The organism is Burkholderia sp. BCC1988, from assembly GCF_905339895.1.
Taxonomy (GTDB): domain Bacteria; phylum Pseudomonadota; class Gammaproteobacteria; order Burkholderiales; family Burkholderiaceae; genus Burkholderia.
In genome coordinates, this window is sequence record NZ_CAJPHA010000013.1 from 69325 (window position 1) to 90178 (window position 20854).

Here is a 20854-nt window from a genome sequence, read left to right on the forward strand (position 1 = left end):
ATGTGCTTGACCTGTCACGGTTGGGAGGAAATGGCAGCCGCGGCAATCCGCGCGCGGCGATCGATATGGCGCAGCGCGGCGAACGACGCGATCGCGACGGCAGTGGCGGCCGCGAACAGCGCGTGCATCGTGCCGCCGGCATCGAGCAACAGCCCGGCGAGCAGCGGGCCGGCCGCGAGGCCCGCACCGATCACGAAATTGAGCGTCGCGACGAGGCGCCCGGACGTATCGATCTGCGCGACGGTCGCGAGAATGAACGGCAGTACGAACGTCCACGCGAACTTGAACGCGAAGATCGCGGCGCTGTAGCCGCGCGCATGCGGCAACGCGGCGAGTGCGACGAGCGACGCCGCGAGCAGCGCGTAACCGGTGGCCAGCATCGTGCGCCGCGCAAGCCGGCCGCCCGCGCAGGATGCGAGCGCCGCGCCGGCAATCCCCATCACGCTCGCGATCGCGAGCACGTTGCCGGTCGCTTGCGGATCGAGTCCGGCTTCCGCCGCCGCGCGGCTCGCGAAGGTCCACACGCTGCCGATCGCGAGATAGAACGTCAGCACCGCACCGATCGCGAGCGCGACGAAGCGCTGCGGCGTATTCGTCGCGGCGCCGCGCGCTGCCCGCGCCGACGCGCGCCGCGCACCGAGCGTCGCCGGAAAGCCGCGCGACAGCGGCGCGGCAAGCAGCGCGAGCACGGCCAGCGCGACGTACAGCGCGCGCAGCCCGAACCCGGCGAACACGTGCGGCAGCACGAACAGGCCGATCGCGCCGGCGATCAACTGGCCGACGACCCAGAGGCCGTACACGCGATCGCTGTTCTCGCTCGTGGCCGCACTGGTCATGCAGAGCACCATCAGCGAGCCGCCGCCGAGCGCGGTGACGGCACGCAGCGCGAGCAGCGTGACGAAGCCGGGCATCCACAGCGCGGTCAGGAGATTGCCCGCGCCGAACAGCGCGATCGCGCAGGCGGCAACGCGGCGCGCATCGACGCGGCCGAGCCACAGGTACGACGGCACGGTCGCGAGGCTGAACGCACCGAGTTCGACGAAGAAGTAGGTGCCGATCTGCGACGCGGACAGCCCGAGCTGTGTCGCCAACTGACCGGCGACGGCCGGCGCAACGAGCAGCAGCAGCGGCGTGATGGCCGCGAACACGACGAGGGCGACGAGCGTCGAGCGCGCGAACGGCGACGCGCGGCCGTCGGACGGCAGTGCGGCATCGGTGGAGCAAAGGGTTTTCATGGCGGGATCTCGCTGGACGGAATCAGAACAGGTGGTACATGCCGACCATCGCGCCGAACTGCGATGCGCCGGCGAGCGGCGTCGGGTCGTATTCGTAGACGGTCTGCGAACTCTGGCCGCTGTTGCGCGCATAACCGAGGTTCAGGTAGGCGACGGTGCGTTTCGACAGCGCGTAAGTGGTGCTCGCGATGAACAGCGTCGGGCGGCCGATCGCCGGCGTATGCGAATCGGTGTGGTAGACGCCCGCGTTCAGCCCGATTCCGCCGGACGTCAGGTAGCGCGCGCCGCCCCACACGATCGTGCGCGCTGCGTCGAGGTCGCCGGTCAGGCGTTCGACGCCCGCGTAGACGGTGAGCGGCAGCGTCGCGAACGCATAACGCGCGGCGAGCGTGCCGAGCTCGCGGCGGCGCGCGGACGCGTCGTCAGCCGCCGACGCGTCGCCGTGCGCCTGATGCAGCACCGCGCTGACCGACAGCCCGTTGCTCGTGTACTGGCCGCCGAGTTCGAGCACGCGCCCGGCGCGCGTATTGCCCGCGACGCCGGCCGTCGCGGCGAGGGCCTCGACATCGAAGCCGGCGAACGCCGGCGACTGGTACTTGATCGAGTGGTCGATGAAGTTCGCGTTCATCGGCACGAGCACGCCCTGGCCGCTGTACGACGCGTACCACAGCGGGTCGTAGAACAGCGTCTTGTCGAACAGCACGCTGAACTGCCGGCCGAGCGTGACGGTGCCGACGGGCCCCGCGATGCCGACGTACGCGCCGCGGAAGAACGCGTAGCCGGGGACGGTCGCGGTGCCGTCGTTGAGGTTGAGACCCTGTTCGAGCTTGAACAGCGCGCGCCAGCCGCCGCCGAGATCCTCGCTGCCCTTGAGCCCGACCTGCGACGGCAGGATGCCGTAGTTCTGCAACTGCACGGCCGCGTGCCGTCCGTCGGCATGCGTCAGGTACTGCACGCCGGCGTCGAGCGCGCCGTACAGCGTGAGGGTCGATTGCGCGTGCGCGGCGAGGCTGCACGCGGCGAGCGCAACGGCGGCCGTCGCCGTGCGGATGAAGCGGGGTGTCATCACGTGGGGTTCTCCATACCGTCCTGCATCGTTTGTCGTTGGTGTTGTCGCGACGCAGTGTCCGCAGCGGGAAAACCGGCGAACAGTCGTGCAGATGAACGGTATGGAAAACCCGCGGTGCACGGCATGGACGCGCCGCGACGCCGCGGCGCGGCGTGCTGCGCGGCAGCAACGGGCTGCGTCCCGTTCAAATGGATGGGGCTGTCGTGTACTCCGGCGGCGGCGCCCGCCAAAAATGCCGGTCGCTATAATCGGCCGGTCTGCGTTGCGCGCATCAGCGGCCCGATCGGGCAGGGGAGCGGAAGGTGAGGATCACGACGGATATCGGGCAGGATCTCGACGCGTTGCGCGACGTGCCGGCCGCGATCGTGCTCGACGAATCCGCCTGGCCGCCGCTGCCGCCGCGCCGCGCCGATTTCGACGGCGTGACCCGCGGCGACGCGGCGCGGCGCGAACTCGGCCTGATGCTGCTCGATCTGTACGCGCTCGCCGCGCAGTCGGGCATCGGCGAATTCGAGTGCCGCTTCTTTTCGCTGCTGCAGGGGCTCATCCCGTTCGACGCCGCGTGGACCGGCGTCGCGACGCACGTGCCGACCGGCCCCGTGATGCACAACAGTTTCCTGTACCGTCTGCCGCATGCGTTCTTCAGCGACTGGAAACGCGTGCGTGACTGCGATCCGCTCGCGCAGCGCACGTTGCTCGGCGCGCACGGTCGCGCGGTGCGATTGTCGGTCGTCGAGCCCGGGTTCGACGCGCGGTTTCGCGACTGGTGCGTGAAGTACGGGCTGGCGCAACTGATGTGCGTGTGTACGCTCGACCGCCGCTTCGGGCTGACGACGTTCATGTCGATCTACCGCCAGGGCCTGAACCGTCCGTTCAGCGACGACGACGCGAGCCGCTTCGAGGAAGTGATCCCGCATCTGGCGGCCGCGCTGACGATCAATCGCGCGGCGCAACTCACGCGCGAGCGCGGCGACGCGGTGGCGCCGGCGGCGCGCGCGCTGTGCGACAACTTCGGCGTGCTGCATCACGCCGATCACGGCTTCGACGACGTGCTGCGCACCGAATGGCCGGCGTGGACGGGCCCGCGCGTACCGGAGCCGCTGGTCGCGCACGTGCGGCGCCAGTCGGGCCAGCCGTTCATCGGCGATGCGTTGCGCATCCAGTGCGTGCCCGTCGCGGGACTGTTCCAGATCGAGGCGCGGCCGCGCTCGCTGCTCGACCGGCTGAGTCCGCGCGAGCTGGCGGCGATCCGCTATTACGGTGCCGGCCGTTCGCACAAGGAGGTCGCGCAGCAGATGGCGATTTCGCCGACGACCGTGCGTCACTACCTGCGCTGCGCGTACCGCAAGCTCGGCATGCACGACAAGAGCCAGATCGCCGGCGTGCTCGGCGCGACGGGCGGCCCGACCGACGACGAGCCGGAGGAGGCAGGTGGCGCGGCGCGCTGAATCGTTCGTGCCGGCACAGGCATGCGGGTGCTGGCACGAATGGTTGTATCCGCAACCATTGAGCGTTATGCTCGTCAGCTCCCGGTAGACGGATTTCCATCATGAACGACACGAATTCAGGGTCGGTGCGCGCGGCGGTGGTCGGTGTCGGCGCGATCGGCGGGTTGCTCGCGGCCGCGCTGTCGCGGGCCGGCATGACGGTGAGCGCATTCGCGCGCGGTGCGACGCTCGATGCACTGGACACGCACGGCGTGCGCGTGCTCGACGAGGCGGGCGTCATGTCGTCGGTCCCGGTGCGCGCGAGCGACGACGCGGCCGTGCTCGGCGTGCAGGACTACGTGGTGATCGCGCTGAAGGCGCAGGCGCTGCCGGCGCTGGCCGCGCGCATCGCGCCGCTGGTCGGGCCCGGCACAGTGATCGTCGCCGCGATGAACGGGCTGCCGTGGTGGTTCACGCACGGGCTCGCGGGCCCGCTCGACGGCGTGCCGCTCGACGCGGTCGACCCGGCGGGTGCGGTCTCGGCGGCGTTGCCGCCCGCACAGGCGATCGGCTGCGTCGTGCACCTGTCGTCGAGCACCGATGCGCCGGGTGTCGTGCGCCGCGGCCGCGGCAACCGCCTGATCGTCGGCTCGCCCGACCATCGGCTCGCCGCGCCGACCGCGCGGTTCGCGGCGGCGCTCGCCGCGGGCGGCTTCGACGTCGAGTCGACGCCGGCGATCCGCACCGAGATCTGGGCGAAGCTGTGGGGCAACATGAACATGAATCCGTTGAGCGCGCTGACGGGTTCGACCGCCGAGCAGTTGCTCGACGATCCGTTCACGCGGGATCTCGCGTTGCGGATGATGGAGGAGGCGGCCGCGATCGGCGCGCAGCTCGGCCTCGATGCGGGGATGAGCGGGCCGGAGCGGATTGCCGTGACGCGCAAGCTCGGCGCGTTCAAGACATCGATGCTGCAGGATTTCGAGGCCGGGCGAGCGCTGGAAATCGGGCCGATCCTCGGCGTGTTTCCGGAACTGGGGCGCAAGCTCGGCGTGCCGACGCCGTATTGCGACGCGGTGCTGGGGTTGCTGCGTCAGCGTGCGGCGAACAGCGGGCTGTAACGGAGGGAGAGCGCGGCGGCGATGGCCGGCATGCAGGGAAGAATGACGACACTGCGAGCGGTCGCCCGGGCCGCCGCCCACGCTTGCGCGACTCGGGCGGCCCGCGGGATTCATCCGAGTAAATCCGGGTAAAGCGGCAGGCGCGGGAGCGCGCCTGAAACATGTGCGCGGCCGCAGCGATTGCAGCCCATGCCGCACCTTCGCGATAGGGGCGGCGCCGACTACGCCCGCCACGCGGTTCAGTCGTCGCGTTCGATCGCGTTCGCGACCACCTTGTCGAGCAGCCGCTCGAACGTCTGGCGCTCGCTGTCGGACAGGCACGCGAGCAAGCCTTCATTCCACTTGCGCACGATCGGCATGATCTTGCGATGCAGCGCGCGGCCGTCGGTGGTCAGCGCGATCAACACGATCCGGCCATCCTCCTCGCTCGCGCTGCGCTCGAGCAGCCCCTGGCGCAGCAGCGCTTCCGCCGCGCGGCTCGCCTGGCTCTTGTCGAGATTGGTATGGCGCGCGAGATCCATGATCGAAAACGGACCGAAGGCGCCGACGGCGGCGATCACGCGCGCCTCGGGCAGCGAGATGTCCAGCTTGTGCCGGTACACGTCGGCGATCCCGCGGTCGGATCGCTTCGCGAGCGCATGGAGGCGATAGGTCAGAAACTGGTCGAGCCCGGCTTGTCGGCCTTTCATGTCGAATCCTGAAGAAAAAGGGCGGGCCCGATTGTTCCTGTATCGCGCGCTCGGGTCAACGGTCAGTGTGCGCCGTACTTCAGCCGTGTCAACTGTTCCGCTTCGTTCGCGAGCAGGTTCGCCGCGTCGCGGATCGCGACGTCGAGCGTGATCGGGCCGGGCGCCGGCGAGAAGCAGCCGGAAAAGTGCTCGGACAGGCGCGGCAGCGCGGCCGGGTCGACCGCGCCCGACAGCAGCGACGCGGGCACGCCCGCGACCCGCGCATGGCGGCACGCGATGAACGGCGCCTTGCCGTGCAGCGTCTGCACGTCGGAGCGGCCTTCGCCGGTGATCAGCCAGTCGGCGCCGGCCAGTGCCGCATCGAGCCCGACCTGCCGCGCGACGACTTCCGCGCCGGCTTCGAACTGCGCGCCGAGCATGTGCAGCGCGAAGCCGAGGCCGCCCGCGGCGCCGGCACCGGCCAGGTCGCGGCAGCGCCGGTCGAGCGCGGTCTCGAGCAGGTCGGCGAAATGGCCGAGCGCGGCGTCGAGGGGCGCGACCTGCGCGGGCGTCACGCCCTTTTGCGGACCGAACACCGCGGTCGCGCCATGCGCGCCCGTCAGCGGGTTGTCGACGTCGGACATGCCGATGAATTCCGCGTCCTGCAGGCGCGGATCGAGCCCCGCCGCGTCGATCCGCGCGATGTCGGCGAGTCGTGCCGGGACGGGTTCGACCGGCTGGCCGGCCGCGTCGAAGCATTGCAGGCCGAGGCCCGCGAGCAACCCTGCGCCCGCGTCGTTGGTGCTGCTGCCGCCGAGCGCGACGAAGAAGCGGCGCACGCCCTCGTCGAGCAGCGTGCGGATCGCTTCGCCCATGCCGCGCGTGCTGCGCGCGTCGACCGGCACGCTCATGCCGACCGCATCGGTAATGCCGACGATCTCGGCCGTCTCGACGATCGCGGTGCGCGCGTCGATCACGCCGACCGCCGCATCGCGTGCGGCGAGCGACGCGCCGGCCACCTGCAGCGTGCGCCGCGTGCCGCCGCCCGCCAGCATCGCGTCGAGCGTGCCTTCGCCGCCGTCGGCCATCGGGCAGCAGCGCACGACCGCGTCGGGCCGGGCGCGGCGGATGCCGGTGGCGATCGCGTCCGCGACCTGCTCGGCGGAAAGCGAGCCTTTGAACGAATCGGGCGCGATGACGACGACAGGCGCGGACGGGTGTTGCGGCATGGTGTCTCCGGAAGGCGTGATTGGTGTGAAGAATGGCGGCCGCGGCCGCGGCGCACCTTCAATCGGAGCTTACAGGATGGCGGGCCCGCGGTGGATACGGCGTTCGGCATAGCGGCGATCCGCGCGCATTGCCGCGCGCCGGAGCGGGCGGCACCGCGGGTGCGCACGGTTGTCGCGCCGATCTGGCGGTATGAGGAAGATTGTTTGCTAGAATAGTCGATTCTTCCGGCCAAAGCCGTGCTCCGAGCCGCTTGCGCTAGCCATCCGGCGCGTGCAGGGATGGCGTGGCGCTCCGGCGCGGCGTGTGCGTGAGACGCACCTCACGCCGCAGGCAGGCACGGCAAGGAAAACCCGATTCGCTCGAATAATTTTAGGACGATTGAAGCCATGGCTAACGTTGTTGAGAACCTCGGCAAGCTTGAACGCCGCGTGACGATTTCCCTGCCGAAGGACACCGTGCAGAAGGAAATCGACGCCCGTATCCAGAAACTCGCGAAGAACGTTCGCATGCCGGGTTTCCGCCCGGGCAAGGTGCCGCTGAAGATGGTCGCCCAGCAATACTCGGGTCAGGTCGAGGCGGAAGTGCTGAGCGACAAGATCGGCCAGGAATTCTTCACGATCAGCCGCGCGGAAAACCTGCGCGTCGCCGGCCAGCCGAGCTTCGAGCCGAAGCAGGAACAGGCTGAAGATGCGTACGCGTTCGACGCGACGTTCGAGGTCTACCCGGAAGTGAAGATCGGCGATCTGGCGACGGCTGAAGTCGAGCGCTCGACGACGTCGATCGGCGACGCCGAAATCGACCGCACGCTGGACATCCTGCGCAAGCAGCGCGTGCACTACCACGCTCGCGGCGAAGCCGGCGAGCACGGCGACGGCGGTGAGGACACCGCAGCGAAGAACGGCGACCGCGTGACGGTCGACTTCGTCGGCAAGATCGACGACGTCGCGTTCCAGGGCGGCACGGCCGAAGACTTCCCGTTCGTGCTCGGCGAAGGCCGCATGCTGCCGGAATTCGAAACGGCGGCGCTCGGCCTGAAGGCCGGCGAACAGCGCACGTTCGAGCTGAAGTTCCCGGACGACTACCACGGCAAGGACGTGGCGGGCAAGACGGCGCAATTCACGGTCACGATGAAGAAGATCGAATGGCCGCACCTGCCGGAAATCGACGCCGAATTCGCGAAGTCGCTCGGCATCGAAGACGGCGACCTGACGAAGATGCGCGCCGAAATCAAGGAAAACCTCGAGCGCGAAGCGAAGCGTCGCACGCAAGCCATCGTCAAGAACCAGGTGATGGACGCGCTGCTGAAGATTTCCGAACTCGACGTGCCGAAGGCGCTGATCGAACAAGACCAGCAACGTCTCGTCGAAATGGCTCGCCAGGATCTGGCGCAGCGCGGCGTGCCGAACGCGAAGGACGCACCGATCCCGGCCGAGATGTTCGCCGAGCAGGCGGAGCGTCGCGTGAAGCTGGGCCTCGTGCTGGCCGAGCTCGTGAAGTCGAACGGCCTCGAAGCGAAGCCGGAACAGATCCGCGCGGAAGTCGACGAGTTCGCGAAGAGCTACGAAGACCCGAAGGAAGTGGTCCGCTGGTATTATTCGAACCAGCAGCGCCTCGCCGAGATGGAAGCGTTCGTCGTTGAAAGCAACGTCGTCGACTTCGTGCTGGGCAAGGCAAAGGTGACGGACAAGGAAGTGAGCTTCGAGGCACTCGCGAGCGCATCGGCGCAAGCGTAAGTGTTGCTCTAGCGGCGTGCCGGCTGTCGGAGCGACGGCCCGCACGCCGTTTTTACGTCAAGCGCACGGTTGCCATTAATATGGCGATTGAGCGGGCGGCTTCCCTCCGTTCAATTTTCCATTCGAACAAGGTTCATTGAATGATCACTCGCGCTGAATTGCTGGACATGCTTGCTTCGAACGCGCCGCAGGGTTTCGAGGCGCAAGCGCTGGGGCTGGTGCCGATCGTCGTCGAAACGAGCGGCCGCGGCGAGCGTTCGTACGATATCTATTCGCGTCTCCTGAAGGAGCGCCTGGTGTTCATGGTCGGCGAAGTGAACGACCAGACCGCCAACCTCGTGGTCGCGCAGTTGCTGTTCCTCGAGAGCGAGAATCCCGACAAGGACATCAGCCTCTACATCAACAGCCCGGGCGGCTCGGTGTCGGCCGGCATGGCGATCTACGACACGATGCAGTTCATCAAGCCGGACGTGTCGACGCTGTGCATGGGTCTCGCGGCCAGCATGGGCGCATTCCTGCTCGCGTCGGGCGCGAAGGGCAAGCGCTTCGCGCTGCCGAACTCGCGCGTGATGATTCACCAGCCGCTCGGCGGCGCACGCGGCCAGGCGTCCGACATCGAGATCCAGGCACGCGAGATCCTCTACCTGAAGGAACGGCTGAACAACCTGCTCGCGCAGCATACGGGCCAGGACGTGGAACGCATCGCGCGCGACACCGACCGTGATAACTTCATGTCAAGCGAGGACGCGAAGGCATACGGGCTGATCGATCAGGTGCTGCTGAAGCGCCCGTGAGCTTAAGTGGGGTGCCGCCCCGATTTGCGCGGCGCCCCTGCAACGTCCCGAGTGCCCTGAGCATCTGCGGCAAGCGCATCCAGCCGACTCCGGTCGCGCCCTAGGCGCGGCGTTCGGAGCATTCGGCGTATCATGTCATCTACCTGTCCGGAGGCTCTACATTCATGGCGGACAAAAAAGGTTCGAACAGCGAGAAGCTGTTGTATTGCTCGTTTTGCGGGAAGAGCCAGCATGAGGTGAAGAAACTCATCGCGGGCCCGTCGGTATTCATCTGCGATGAGTGCATCGACCTCTGCAACGAGATCATTCGCGACGAGGCGGCTGCCGCCGGCGTCGAGGCCAGCCTGTCCCGGTCGGATCTGCCGAGCCCGCAGGAAATTCGCGACATCCTCGATCAGTACGTGATCGGCCAGGAGCGTGCGAAGAAGATCCTCGCGGTGGCCGTGTACAACCACTACAAGCGCCTGAAGCATCTCGACAAGAAGGACGACGTCGAGCTGTCGAAGAGCAACATCCTGCTGATCGGCCCGACGGGCTCCGGCAAGACGCTGCTCGCGCAGACGCTCGCGCGGTTGCTGAACGTGCCGTTCGTGATCGCCGATGCGACGACGCTGACCGAAGCCGGCTACGTCGGCGAGGACGTCGAGAACATCATCCAGAAGCTGTTGCAGAACTGCAACTACGAGGTCGACAAGGCCCAGCGCGGGATCGTCTACATCGACGAAATCGACAAGATCAGCCGCAAGTCGGACAACCCGTCGATCACGCGCGACGTGTCGGGCGAGGGCGTCCAGCAGGCGCTGCTGAAGCTCGTCGAGGGCACGATGGCGTCGGTGCCGCCGCAGGGCGGCCGCAAGCATCCGAACCAGGATTTCATCCAGGTCGATACGACCAACATCCTGTTCATCTGCGGCGGCGCGTTCGACGGCCTCGAGAAGGTGATCACCGATCGCACCGAAAAGACGGGCATCGGCTTCGGCGCGACGGTCAAGAGCAAGCAGGAACGCGACGCGGGCGAAGTGCTGCGCGAAACGGAGCCGGAAGACCTGATCAAATTCGGTCTGATCCCCGAATTGATCGGCCGCCTGCCGGTGGTCGCGACGCTCGGCAAGCTCGATGAAGCCGCGCTGATGAAGATCCTGGTCGAGCCGAAGAACGCGCTCGTCAAGCAGTATCACAAGCTGTTCGCGATGGAGCGCGTCGAGCTGGAAATCCGGCCGGGCGCGCTGCAGGCAGTCGCCCGCAAGGCGATCCGCCGCAAGACCGGCGCGCGCGGCTTGCGTTCGATCATCGAACAGGCATTGCTCGACGTGATGTACGAGCTGCCGGCGATGAAAGGGGTCAGCAAGGTCATCATCGACGAGAACGTGATCGATGGCGACGGCAAACCCCTGCTGATCTATGAGGACACGCCGAAGGTGGCGGGTTCGAACTGACCGGCTTGCCGACGATGTTCTGCAAAAAAGGCCGTTCATGAGACCGTGGGCGGCTTTTTTTCGTTTATCTTGTGGGTAACTCTGACTCGACACGCGGTGGTTACTTTCTTACCGAATATTTCCCGCACTTGAAGGCTTGCAATTCGTTGTGGCGGCCTCAATTACCGAACAATTGATTCCACTCATGGGGAAATGAAATGTCAGGCACCCAACTTCTCCCGCCGGAACGCATCACGCTCCCGCTGCTGCCGCTGCGGGACGTCGTCGTTTTCCCGCACATGGTCATTCCGCTCTTCGTGGGCCGGCCGAAATCGATCAAGGCCCTCGAAGCAGCGATGGAAGGCGGCAAGCACATCATGCTCGTCGCCCAGAAAACCGCGGCCAAGGACGAACCGACCGAAAAGGACATGTACGAGGTCGGCTGTATCGCCAACATCCTGCAGATGCTGAAGCTGCCGGACGGCACCGTGAAGGTGCTCGTCGAGGGCCTGCAGCGCGCGAAGGCGTTGTCGATCGAAGAACAGGAGACGCAGTTCTCCTGCGAAGTGATGCCGCTCGAGCCCGATCACGCCGACAGCGCGGAAACGGAAGCGCTGCGCCGCGCGATCGTGTCGCAGTTCGACCAGTACGTGAAGCTGAACAAGAAGATCCCGCCGGAGATTCTCACGTCGCTGTCGGGCATCGATGAAGCCGGCCGTCTCGCGGACATGATCGCCGAGCGTCTGCCGCTGAAGCTCGACCAGAAGCAGCACATCCTCGAGATGTTCCCGGTCATCGAGCGCCTCGAGCACCTGCTCGCGCAGCTCGAAGCCGAGATCGACATCCTGCAGGTCGAAAAGCGCATCCGCGGGCGCGTGAAGCGCCAGATGGAAAAGAGCCAGCGCGAGTACTACCTGAACGAACAGGTCAAGGCGATCCAGAAGGAACTGGGCGAAGGCGAAGAGGGCGCGGATCTCGAGGAACTCGAGAAGCGCATCAACGCCGCGCGCATGCCGAAGGAAGCGAAGAAGAAGGCCGACGCCGAGCTCAAGAAGCTGAAGCTGATGTCGCCGATGTCGGCGGAAGCGACCGTCGTGCGCAACTACATCGACACGCTGATCGGCCTGCCGTGGCGCAAGAAGAGCAAGGTCAACAACGATCTGTCGAACGCCGAGCAGGTGCTCGACGAGGATCACTTCGGCCTCGAGAAGGTGAAGGAACGCATTCTCGAGTACCTCGCGGTGCAACAGCGCGTGGACAAGGTCAAGGCGCCGATCCTGTGCCTCGTCGGGCCTCCGGGCGTCGGCAAGACCTCGCTCGGCCAGTCGATCGCTCGCGCGACGAACCGCAAGTTCGTCCGGATGGCGCTCGGCGGCGTGCGTGACGAAGCCGAGATCCGCGGTCACCGCCGCACGTACATCGGCTCGATGCCGGGCAAAATCCTGCAAAGCCTCGCGAAGGTCGGCGTGCGCAATCCGCTCTTCCTGCTCGACGAAGTCGACAAGATGGGCATGGATTTCCGCGGCGATCCGTCGTCGGCGCTGCTCGAAGTGCTCGATCCGGAACAGAACCACACGTTCGCCGACCACTACATCGAGGTCGACTTCGACCTGTCGGACGTGATGTTCGTCGCGACGTCGAACTCGCTGAACATCCCGCCGCCGCTGCTCGACCGGATGGAAGTGATTCGTCTGTCGGGCTACACGGAAGACGAGAAGGTCAGCATCGCGCAGCGTTACCTGCTGCCGAAGCAGAAGAAGAACAACGGTCTGAAGGACGGCGAGATCGAGGTCACCGAGCAGGCGATCCGCGACATCATCCGCTACTACACGCGCGAAGCCGGTGTGCGTTCGCTCGAGCGGGAAGTGTCGAAGATCTGCCGCAAGGTCGTGAAGATGCTGCTGCTGAAGAAGGCATCGGGCGCGATCAAGGTCGACGGCGAGAACCTCGACACGTTCCTCGGCGTGCGCAAGTACGACTTCGGCCTCGCGGCGAAGGAAAACCAGGTCGGTCAGGTGACGGGCCTCGCGTGGACGGAAGTCGGCGGCGACCTGCTGACGATCGAAGCCGCGGTGATGCCGGGCAAGGGCAACGTGATTCGCACGGGTTCGCTCGGCGACGTGATGAAGGAGTCAGTCGAGGCCGCACGTTCGGTCGTGCGCTCGCGTTCGCGGCGTCTGGGCATCAAGGACGAAGCGTTCGAGAAGCAGGACATCCACATCCACGTGCCGGAAGGCGCGACGCCGAAGGACGGTCCGTCCGCCGGCGGTGCGATGACGACCGCGCTGGTGTCGGTGCTGACGGGCATTCCCGTGCGTGCCGATGTCGCGATGACGGGCGAGATCACGCTGCGTGGCGAAGTGCTGCCGATCGGCGGGCTGAAGGAAAAGCTGCTGGCTGCGCATCGCGGCGGCATCAAGCTCGTGCTGATCCCGGAAGAGAACGTGAAGGATCTCGCGGACATTCCGGACAACGTGAAGAACGCGATCGAGATCGTGCCGGTCCGCTGGATCGACAAGGTGCTCGAACTCGCGCTCGAACGTACGCCGACCCCGCTGCCGCCGGAAGAAGAGGCGAAGGCTGCGGCACCGGTCGGCGAGGCGGCGAAGGATGCCGGCTCGACGGAAGTCGTGAAGCACTGAGAACCTGAACGCCGTCGCTGACGGTGGTTCGCGAAACCCGCGGCGAGTCCGCGGGTTTTTTTATGCGCGTCGGGATCGTGTGTAGCGTCGTGCGTTAAAAATTTTTGCGCATGGGCTTGGCAAAATGATCGGGGATGAATTAAACTTGCGGGCTCGCTGGTTGTTGATGCCGAAACGCAGATCGCAGCCAGAACGAATCGGAAACGGGTGCTTAGCTCAGCTGGTAGAGCGGCGCCCTTACAAGGCGTAGGTCGGGGGTTCGAACCCCTCAGCACCCACCAGTTTCACGATTCAGCCAGACCAAGGAGCGGTAGTTCAGTCGGTTAGAATACCGGCCTGTCACGCCGGGGGTCGCGGGTTCGAGTCCCGTCCGCTCCGCCAGAAAATGAAGAAGCCCGCCTCGTGCGGGCTTTTTCATTTGCGTCGTTGATCGCGCCCGCTCGCGGGCGCGTGACTGCGGAGTGGAGGAAGCCGCCTGCGCGGCTTCCGGCGGGACGCGAAGGGCTGCGCGTGCGCGTGCACGCGCAGCCGCGGCCTGCAGGATGTAGGCGAGTCCCGTCCGCTCCGCCAGAAAATGAAGAAGCCCGCCTCGTGCGGGCTTTTTCATTTGCATCGTCGCTCACGCCCGCGCGTTGCGCACCTGCTTTTCTCCCGTGCCACCCCGTATGTTGTAATATCGGACGTTTTGTCCAATTTTCCCGTCACGCATGCTCGATTTCTTCCGTAATCACCAGCGCCTGATGATGGCGCTCCTGCTCCTGATCGTGTTGCCGGGGCTGGGTTTCGTCGGGATCCAAGGTTTCCGCGGCTTCTTCGACGACAGCGCGAACGTCGCGGCGATCAACGGGCACAAGATCACGCGGGTCGAATTCGACGGCGCGTTCCGTCAGCAGGTCGACCAGGCGCGCCAGGCGCTCGGCGGGCAGTTCGACATCAAGGCGTTCGACACGCCCGAACATCGCAAGCAAGTACTCGACGGCCTGATCCAGCAACGCGTGCTGGCCGACGAGACGCAACGCCTGCACCTGACCGCATCCGACAACGCCGTGCGCGATGCGCTGATGAGCGACCCGATGATCGCGTCGCTGAAGAAGCCCGACGGTTCGATCGACGTCGAACGCTACGCGCAGCTGCTGTCGTTCCAGGGGATGACGCCCGAGCAGTATCAGGAGCGCGTGCGCTACAGCCTCGCGCTGCAGCAGATTCCGGCGAGCATCATCGCGAGCGCGTTCACGCCGAAGGGCCCGGCGCAACGCCTGTCGGAGCTGGCCGCGCAGCAGCGCGAAGTGCAGGCGCTGGTGCTGAAGACGAGCGACTACGCGGCGAAGGTGCAGCCGACCGACGCACAGCTCGCCGCGTACTACGACGCGCACAAGCAAAGCTTCGCGACGCCGGAAACCGCGACGATCCAGTATCTCGTCTATTCGCCGGCCGCCGCTGCCGCGAGCGCGCAGCCGACCGAGGCGGACATCAAGAAGTTCTATGACGACAACCCGACGCACTTCCGCTCGGAAGCGCAGGTGCGCGTGAGCCACATTTTCATCGCCGCGGCGAGCAGCGCGAGCGCGGCCGACAAGGCAGCCGCGAAGGCGAAGGCCGAGCAGTTGCTGGCGGACGTGAAGGCGCATCCGGACCAGTTCGCGCAGATCGCGCAGAAGAGCTCGCAGGATGCGCCGTCGGCAGCGAAGGGCGGCGATCTCGGCTTCATCACGCGCGGCTCGACGGCGGGCGGCAAGGCGTTCGACGATGCGGCGTTCGCGCTGAAGCAGGGCGACGTGAGCGGTGTCGTGCAATCGGATCTCGGCTTCCACATCCTGAAGGCGACGGAAGTGAAGCCGTCGGTGGTCAAGCCGTTCGCGGACGTGAAGGACCAGATCGCAATCGACCTGAAGCAGCAGTACGCAGCGAAGGCATTCACGGACAACGCGGAAGGCTTCACGTCGACCGTGTATGAAAAGGCGAAGACGCTGCAGCCGGCCGCCGACAAGTACAAGCTGACGATCCAGACGGCCACCGTCACGCCGACGCCGAATCCGCAACTGCCGCCGACGAGCCCGCTGAACAATCCGAAGTTCCTCGCTGCCGTGTTCGCGAACGATTCGGTGAAGAGCCAGAACAACACGCAGGCGATCGACGTGGGCAACAACACGCTGATCTCGGCGCGCGTGACCGACTACAAGCCGGCTGCCGTGCCCGCGCTCGACGCGATCAAGGACGTCGTACGTCAGAAGGTCGTTGCCGAGCAGGCTGCGGAACTCGCGAAGAAGGACGGTGCGGCGAAGCTGGCCGAGCTGCAGAAGTCGAAGTCGGCCGACGGCTTCGCGGCCGCACAGAAGGTGTCGCGCACGCAGTCGCAGGGCCTGACGCCGGCCGCGCTGAGCGCCGTCTACAAGGTCGATGCGAAGACGCTGCCGGCGTATGTCGGTGTCGACCTCGGTGCGGACGGCTATGCGATCTATCGCGTGAACACGGTGATCGCGGGTACGGCCGTCGATCCGCAGCAGCTCGCGGCCGCGCAGCAGCAGATGGCGCAGGTCGAAGCGCAAAGCGAAGGTGAAGCATATCTCGCCGCGCTGCGCGACCGCTCGAAGGTGAAGCTGTACGGCACCACGCAGAGCCAGTCGCAGGACGGCGGCAACTAAGCCACGACCCAGCGCCAACCAAGCGAAGCGCCGTTCACGGGTTCGCATGCAGCAACAGAAAGCCCCGCTTCGAGCGGGGCTTTTTGCTTTCCGGTGGTGGCGAGTGGCGAGGTCAGCCGCGCGGCTTGCCGAGCAGCGGTTTCAACGCCGGCCAGACGTTGTCGAGCAGGATGCCCTGCGCCTGCTGCGCAGGATGCATCTGGTCCGGCTGGAACATCTCGGGCTTGTTCTCGATGCCGGCGAGCAGGAACGGCACGAGCGGTACGCCGAGTTCCTTCGACAGGCGCGTATAGACCGCATGGAACTTCTGCGTGTAGTCGGGCCCGTAGTTGGGCGGCACGTACATGCCGACCAGCACGACCTTCGCGCGCGCCTGCCGCGCATCGGCGATGATGTCGCGTAGGTTCTGCTCGGTCGTCGCGAGCGGCACGCCGCGCAGCGCATCGTTCGAGCCGAGCTCGACGACCACGATCGACGGTTTGAGCCGTTGCAGCACCGCGGGCAGTCGTGCGCGGCCGCCGCTCGTGGTGTCGCCGCTGACGCTTGCATTCGCGACGCTATAATCGATTCGCTCGGTCGCAAGCCGCTGCCGCAGCAGCGCAACCCAGCCGGTGTCGCGCGGCAGCCCGTATTCGGCCGACAGGCTGTCGCCGAGCACGACGAGCGCGGGCTGGCCCGAGGTCGGGGCCGCCGCCGTCGCGGCGCGTGCGGGCATGGTTGTTGCGGCCAGGGTCCCCAGCAGTGCGGCGAGTGCCGCGCGCCTTTTCCAGCGGAATGTCGTGTCCATGTTCAAGATTACCGATCCGATCATCGAAGTCCATGACGTGTGCAAGCGGGTTGCCGATGCAACGGGCGAGCTGACGATCCTCGACGGCATCACGCTCGCCGTGCGGCCCGGCAGCAGCCTCGCGATCGTCGGCGCATCGGGGTCGGGCAAATCGACGCTGCTCGGCCTGCTTGCCGGGTTGGACAGCGCGACGAGCGGCACGGTTCGCCTGCTTGGCCGCGCGCTCGACCAGCTCGACGAGGACGAGCGTGCCGCGCTGCGCAACGGCGCGGTCGGGTTCGTGTTCCAGTCGTTCCAGTTGATGCCGCACCTGACGGCGCTCGAGAACGTGATGCTGCCGCTCGAACTGCAGGGCGGCATCAGTGCGCGCGACGCAGCCGATCGTGCCCGCGCGCTGCTCGTGCAGGTCGGTCTCGGCGAGCGTACCGCGCATTATCCGAAACTGCTGTCGGGCGGCGAGCAGCAGCGCGTCGCGCTCGCGCGCGCGTTCGTCACGCATCCGGCGATCCTGTTCGCCGACGAACCGACCGGCAGCCTCGATGCGGCCACGGGCCACGCGGTCATCGACCTGATGTTCGAGCTGAATCGCACGCACGGCGCGACGCTCGTGCTCGTCACGCACGATCCCGAGCTCGCGCGGCGCTGCGCGACGATGGTTACCATCGACGCCGGACGCATCGTCGCGCCGCACGCGGCATAGCGCGGGACCGAATTTTTGCCGGCCGAGCCAGGTGCCAGGTGGATCGCCCGGTGCGGCCGGCATGCGTGCGACGCCGTCGCGTCAGCGCTCGAGCGCTGCCCGCGCGCGCTCGATCAGCGCGGTCGTCGACGAATCGTGCTTCGCGGGATCGACCGAGTCGGCCGACAGGTCGGCTTCGACGACCTTGCCGAGAATCTTGCCGAGCTCCACGCCCCACTGGTCGAACGGATTGATGTCCCACACCGTCGCCTGCACCAGCACCTTGTGCTCGTAGAGCGCGATCAGCGCGCCGAGCGTGCGCGGCGTCAGCGCGTCCACCAGCAGCGTCGTCGTCGGACGGTTGCCGGGGAACGTCAGGTGCGGCGCGAGCGCTTCCTTGCCGGGGCCGGCGACCTGGCGCGCTTCGTCGAGCGTGCGGCCGAGCATCAGTGCTTCGCTTTGCGCGAAGCAGTTCGCGAGCAGCTTCGGATGATGGCTCGCGAGCGGATGCTCGGGCGTCAGCACCGCGATGAAGTCGATCGGCACGATCGTCGGGCCCTGGTGCAGCATCTGGAAAAACGCGTGCTGGCCGTTGGTGCCCGGCTCGCCCCACGTGACGGCCGACGTCGGGTAATCGACGAACGTGCCGTCGAGACGCGCGGACTTGCCGTTGCTTTCCATCTCGAGCTGCTGGAGATACGACGGCAGGTAGTGCAGCGCTTCCGAATACGGCGCGACGAGGTAGCTCTGCGAGCCGAAGAAGTTGCGATACCAGATGCCGATCAGGCCGAGCAGCACCGGCAGGTTGCGCTCGAGCGGCGCTTCACGGAAATGGCGATCCATGTCGTTCGCGCCGGCGAGCAGTTCGTCGAACTGCTCGGGCCCGACCGCGATCATGATCGACAGGCCGACCGCCGACCACAGCGAATAGCGGCCACCGACCCAGTCCCACATTTCGAACACGTTGTCCGCGGCGATGCCGAACTTCACGACTTCGGCCGGGTTCGCGGACACGCCGACGAAGTGCTTCGCGAGCGCGTCCTCGGGGCAGCCGCGCGCGACGAACCAGTCGCGCAGCGAGCGTGCGTTCGTCATCGTCTCGAGCGTCGTGAAGGTCTTCGACACGATGATCGCGAGCGTTTCTTCCGGGTCGACCTGTTCGAGCACGCGCGCGAGATCGGCGCCATCGACGTTCGACACGAAGTGCGTCGAGATGTCGGGCGTCGCGACATGGTGCAGCGCGTGCACGACCATCTTCGGCCCGAGATCCGAGCCGCCGATGCCGATGTTGATCACGTGGCGGATGCGCTTGCCGGTATAGCCGGTCCACGCGCCGCTGCGCACGGCGCGCGCGAAGGTCGCCAACTTCGCGCGCTCGGCGCTGACCTGCGCATGGAACGGCGCGTGCGGGTCCGTCGCGCGCAGCGCGGTGTGCAATGCGGCGCGGCCTTCGGTCGGGTTGACGATCTCGCCGGCGAACATCGCGTCGCGGCGCGCTTCGACGCCCGCTTCGCGGGCCAGTTGCACGAGCAGGCGCAGCGTGTCGTCGTTGATGCGGTTCTTCGAGAAGTCGGCCGCAAGGCCGCCGCCCGGGACCGTGAAGCGTTCGGCGCGGGTCGGCGCGCGGTCGTTTTCCGGCGCGAACCAGTCGCGCAGCCGTGCATGGCGGATTTGTTCGAAGTGGGATTGAAGGGCAGTCCAGGCGGGGAGCGAATTCAGCGTCATGGCGGTTCGAGTGAAGCGTGAATCGGGAGGAATGCCGCGCCGGCGCCTCGGGATCGGAAGGCCGGCGGACGAGCGGGCCCGCCGTGCGGCGGGGGCACTCAGTATAGCGGCGTTACATGTCGGCGCGCGGCGACGGGTAAAAAAGGCGATTGATCAGCGTGCGCACCATCGGCGCGAGTTCGCCCGCGGTGAGGCCGGCCGGCCCGGTGCCGTGCGCGGTCAGCGTATCGGCCGCGAGGCCGTGTAGGTAGACGCCCGCGAGTGCGGCCTCGTACGGCGCGACGCGCTGCGCGAGCAACGCGCCGATCAGGCCGCCGAGCACGTCGCCGGTGCCGCCGGTGGCGAGCGCCGCATTGCCGGTCGGGTTGATCGTCAGGCGGCCGTCGGGCGCGCCGATCACCGTGCCCGAACCCTTCAGTACAACGACGCTCGCGTAGCGCGTGGCGAGCGCCTGGGCCGCGGCCAGTCGATCGTGCTGTACCGACGCCGTGTCGCTGCCGAGCAGCCGCGCTGCCTCGAGCGGATGCGGTGTCAGCACGCACGCATTGCCGCGTGTGCCGCGGGCGGCCACGGCGGCCGCGAGGTCGGCGTGCGTCGCGACGAGGTTCAGCGCGTCGGCGTCGAGCAGCGTCACGGCATCGTGCGCGAGCACGTCGCGCACGAGGGTGGCTGCGGCCTCGCGCGTGCCGAGGCCGCAGCCTGCTGCGATCGCGGACATCGCGTCGAGGTCGAGGCCGTCCGCGGGATGCAGCATCAGTTCGGGAAACGGCGGGTCGTACGGCGGCGCGCCGGCGCCGAGAAAACCGACATGCACCTTGCCGGCGCCCGCGAACAGCGCGGCGCGCGCGGCGAGGATCGGCGCGCCGCACATGCCCGTGTCGCCGCCGAGCACCGCGAGGCTGCCGAACGTGCCCTTGTGCGACGCGAACGCGCGGGCGGGCAATGCGGCGGCGAATCGTGCCGGTGCATTCAGCACGATGGCCGGCGCGGCGGGTGGGGCGACGTCGAGCGACGCGATGTCGATCTGGCCGGCGAGGTCGCGGCCGTCGCCGGTATAAAGCCCCGGCTTCGCGCCGATGAAGGTGAGCGTGTGGGTCGCGGCGACCGCGACGCCCGCGCCGACGATCCGGCCCGTGTCGCTGTCCAGTCCGCTCGGCACGTCGAGCGCGAGCACGCGGCCGCCGCTTCGGGCATGCGCGGCGATGCGCGCGGCCTGGGTGGCGAACGGATCGTCGAGCGCGCGACCGAGGCCGATGCCGAACAGTCCGTCGACGACCCAGGCGTAATCGTCGAGCGAGGCGGGCGGTTCGGTCGACAGCGGCACGCCGGCCGCGCGCGCGAGGCCGAGCGCCCATTGCGCATCGTCCGGCTTGACCGGTACGGGCATCCAGGCCTGCGTCGCGACACCGAGCTGCTGCAGCTGCGCGGCGGCCACCAGCGCGTCGCCGCCGTTGTTGCCGGGGCCGACCGCGAACCAGACCGGGCGGTCGTCGCCGGCGACCCGTTCGGACAGCCAGCGCGCGGCGGCGGCGCCCGCGCGGCCCATCAGCGTGTGCGGCGGCAGTTCGGCGGTCGCGGCGGCCTCGGCCGCGCGCAGGTCGGCGACGCGCAGCAGCACGAGCGGGACGGAATCGGGAAGCGGGCGGGTATTCGTCATCGCGGGGTCATGGCGGCGGGAGGAAGCGCC

15 protein-coding genes and 2 tRNA genes are annotated in these 20854 nt (G+C 67.4%); 10 read left to right on the top strand and 7 right to left on the bottom strand.

Features of this window, described 5'->3' with window-relative positions; translation table 11 throughout:
- Positions 1-14: 14 nt before the first annotated feature.
- Both U4012_RS19630 and U4012_RS19635 read right to left on the bottom strand, forming a co-directional pair.
- Positions 15-1235, bottom strand: coding sequence for an MFS transporter (locus U4012_RS19630; protein ID WP_321800859.1), 1221 nt, complete (start codon positions 1233-1235; stop codon positions 15-17).
- Between the two features lie 22 nt (positions 1236-1257).
- Positions 1258-2304 (bottom strand): porin, encoded by a 1047-nt coding sequence (locus tag U4012_RS19635; RefSeq protein ID WP_321800861.1) that lies wholly within the window; start codon positions 2302-2304, stop codon positions 1258-1260.
- 302 nt (positions 2305-2606) lie between these two features.
- Here U4012_RS19635 and U4012_RS19640 point away from each other — a divergent pair, with 302 nt between their 5' ends.
- Positions 2607-3752 carry a helix-turn-helix transcriptional regulator gene (locus U4012_RS19640; protein WP_321800863.1) on the top strand — a complete coding sequence of 382 codons (1146 nt, stop codon included), beginning with the start codon at positions 2607-2609 and terminating at the stop codon, positions 3750-3752.
- A gap of 101 nt (positions 3753-3853) precedes the next feature.
- The gene (locus U4012_RS19645; RefSeq protein ID WP_321800865.1) at positions 3854-4852 is read left to right on the top strand and encodes a 2-dehydropantoate 2-reductase; all 999 of its coding nucleotides are present in this window, start codon (positions 3854-3856) and stop codon (positions 4850-4852) included.
- Positions 4853-5091: 239 nt separating this feature from the next.
- Here U4012_RS19645 and U4012_RS19650 read toward each other — a convergent pair whose 3' ends face one another.
- Both U4012_RS19650 and U4012_RS19655 read right to left on the bottom strand, forming a co-directional pair.
- On the bottom strand, positions 5092-5541 hold the full coding sequence (locus U4012_RS19650) for a MarR family winged helix-turn-helix transcriptional regulator (RefSeq protein ID WP_044843678.1): 450 nt from the start codon (positions 5539-5541) through the stop codon (positions 5092-5094).
- A 62-nt stretch (positions 5542-5603) separates the two neighbouring features.
- Positions 5604-6749: a glycerate kinase gene (locus U4012_RS19655; RefSeq protein ID WP_321800867.1), complete on the bottom strand. Its 1146-nt coding sequence runs from the start codon at positions 6747-6749 to the stop codon at positions 5604-5606.
- A gap of 387 nt (positions 6750-7136) precedes the next feature.
- On the opposite strand from U4012_RS19655, the gene tig reads away from it, so the two are divergent.
- The 7 genes from tig to U4012_RS19690 all read left to right on the top strand — a co-directional run bounded on the left by tig (position 7137) and on the right by U4012_RS19690 (position 15976).
- Positions 7137-8483, top strand: coding sequence for a trigger factor (gene tig / locus U4012_RS19660; RefSeq protein WP_044843676.1), 1347 nt, complete (start codon positions 7137-7139; stop codon positions 8481-8483).
- 140 nt (positions 8484-8623) lie between these two features.
- A complete protein-coding gene (clpP, locus tag U4012_RS19665) occupies positions 8624-9277 on the top strand; it encodes an ATP-dependent Clp endopeptidase proteolytic subunit ClpP (RefSeq protein WP_006496351.1) in 654 nt (217 codons plus the stop codon).
- A 164-nt stretch (positions 9278-9441) separates the two neighbouring features.
- Positions 9442-10713, top strand: coding sequence for an ATP-dependent Clp protease ATP-binding subunit ClpX (gene clpX, locus U4012_RS19670; RefSeq protein ID WP_006754177.1), 1272 nt, complete (start codon positions 9442-9444; stop codon positions 10711-10713).
- A gap of 197 nt (positions 10714-10910) precedes the next feature.
- Positions 10911-13334 (top strand): endopeptidase La, encoded by a 2424-nt coding sequence (lon, locus tag U4012_RS19675; protein ID WP_044843675.1) that lies wholly within the window; start codon positions 10911-10913, stop codon positions 13332-13334.
- A 205-nt stretch (positions 13335-13539) separates the two neighbouring features.
- A tRNA-Val gene (locus U4012_RS19680) sits at positions 13540-13615 on the top strand.
- Positions 13616-13638: 23 nt separating this feature from the next.
- Positions 13639-13715, top strand: a tRNA-Asp gene (locus tag U4012_RS19685).
- 326 nt (positions 13716-14041) lie between these two features.
- Positions 14042-15976 carry a SurA N-terminal domain-containing protein gene (locus tag U4012_RS19690; protein WP_321800872.1) on the top strand — a complete coding sequence of 645 codons (1935 nt, stop codon included), beginning with the start codon at positions 14042-14044 and terminating at the stop codon, positions 15974-15976.
- Positions 15977-16088: 112 nt separating this feature from the next.
- On the opposite strand, the gene U4012_RS19695 is transcribed toward U4012_RS19690, so the two are convergent.
- Positions 16089-16763 (bottom strand): arylesterase, encoded by a 675-nt coding sequence (locus U4012_RS19695; RefSeq protein WP_321800873.1) that lies wholly within the window; start codon positions 16761-16763, stop codon positions 16089-16091.
- Between U4012_RS19695 and U4012_RS19700 the strand changes: the two genes are divergently transcribed.
- The gene (locus U4012_RS19700; RefSeq protein ID WP_044843672.1) at positions 16762-17463 is read left to right on the top strand and encodes an ABC transporter ATP-binding protein; all 702 of its coding nucleotides are present in this window, start codon (positions 16762-16764) and stop codon (positions 17461-17463) included. The genes U4012_RS19695 and U4012_RS19700 overlap by 2 nt on opposite strands.
- A gap of 81 nt (positions 17464-17544) precedes the next feature.
- Here U4012_RS19700 and pgi read toward each other — a convergent pair whose 3' ends face one another.
- On the bottom strand, positions 17545-19167 hold the full coding sequence (gene pgi, locus U4012_RS19705) for a glucose-6-phosphate isomerase (RefSeq protein ID WP_321800875.1): 1623 nt from the start codon (positions 19165-19167) through the stop codon (positions 17545-17547).
- A gap of 112 nt (positions 19168-19279) precedes the next feature.
- The gene (locus U4012_RS19710; RefSeq protein ID WP_321800877.1) at positions 19280-20824 is read right to left on the bottom strand and encodes an NAD(P)H-hydrate dehydratase; all 1545 of its coding nucleotides are present in this window, start codon (positions 20822-20824) and stop codon (positions 19280-19282) included.
- Between the last annotated feature and the right edge of the window lie 30 nt (positions 20825-20854).

Bases quoted from the DNA above. Each gene is read 5' to 3' on its own strand.
- clpX (WP_006754177.1), top strand. From the start codon at position 9,442: ATGGCGGACAAAAAAGGTTCGAACAGCGAGAAGCTGTTGTATTGCTCG.
- U4012_RS19700 (WP_044843672.1), top strand. From the start codon at position 16,762: ATGTTCAAGATTACCGATCCGATCATCGAAGTCCATGACGTGTGCAAG.
- U4012_RS19655 (WP_321800867.1), bottom strand. From the start codon at position 6,749: ATGCCGCAACACCCGTCCGCGCCTGTCGTCGTCATCGCGCCCGATTCG.
- U4012_RS19650 (WP_044843678.1), bottom strand. From the start codon at position 5,541: ATGAAAGGCCGACAAGCCGGGCTCGACCAGTTTCTGACCTATCGCCTC.
- tig (WP_044843676.1), top strand. From the start codon at position 7,137: ATGGCTAACGTTGTTGAGAACCTCGGCAAGCTTGAACGCCGCGTGACG.
- U4012_RS19695 (WP_321800873.1), bottom strand. From the start codon at position 16,763: ATGGACACGACATTCCGCTGGAAAAGGCGCGCGGCACTCGCCGCACTG.
- pgi (WP_321800875.1), bottom strand. From the start codon at position 19,167: ATGACGCTGAATTCGCTCCCCGCCTGGACTGCCCTTCAATCCCACTTC.
- U4012_RS19630 (WP_321800859.1), bottom strand. From the start codon at position 1,235: ATGAAAACCCTTTGCTCCACCGATGCCGCACTGCCGTCCGACGGCCGC.
- U4012_RS19645 (WP_321800865.1), top strand. From the start codon at position 3,854: ATGAACGACACGAATTCAGGGTCGGTGCGCGCGGCGGTGGTCGGTGTC.
- U4012_RS19690 (WP_321800872.1), top strand. From the start codon at position 14,042: ATGCTCGATTTCTTCCGTAATCACCAGCGCCTGATGATGGCGCTCCTG.
- lon (WP_044843675.1), top strand. From the start codon at position 10,911: ATGTCAGGCACCCAACTTCTCCCGCCGGAACGCATCACGCTCCCGCTG.
- clpP (WP_006496351.1), top strand. From the start codon at position 8,624: ATGATCACTCGCGCTGAATTGCTGGACATGCTTGCTTCGAACGCGCCG.
- U4012_RS19710 (WP_321800877.1), bottom strand. From the start codon at position 20,824: ATGACGAATACCCGCCCGCTTCCCGATTCCGTCCCGCTCGTGCTGCTG.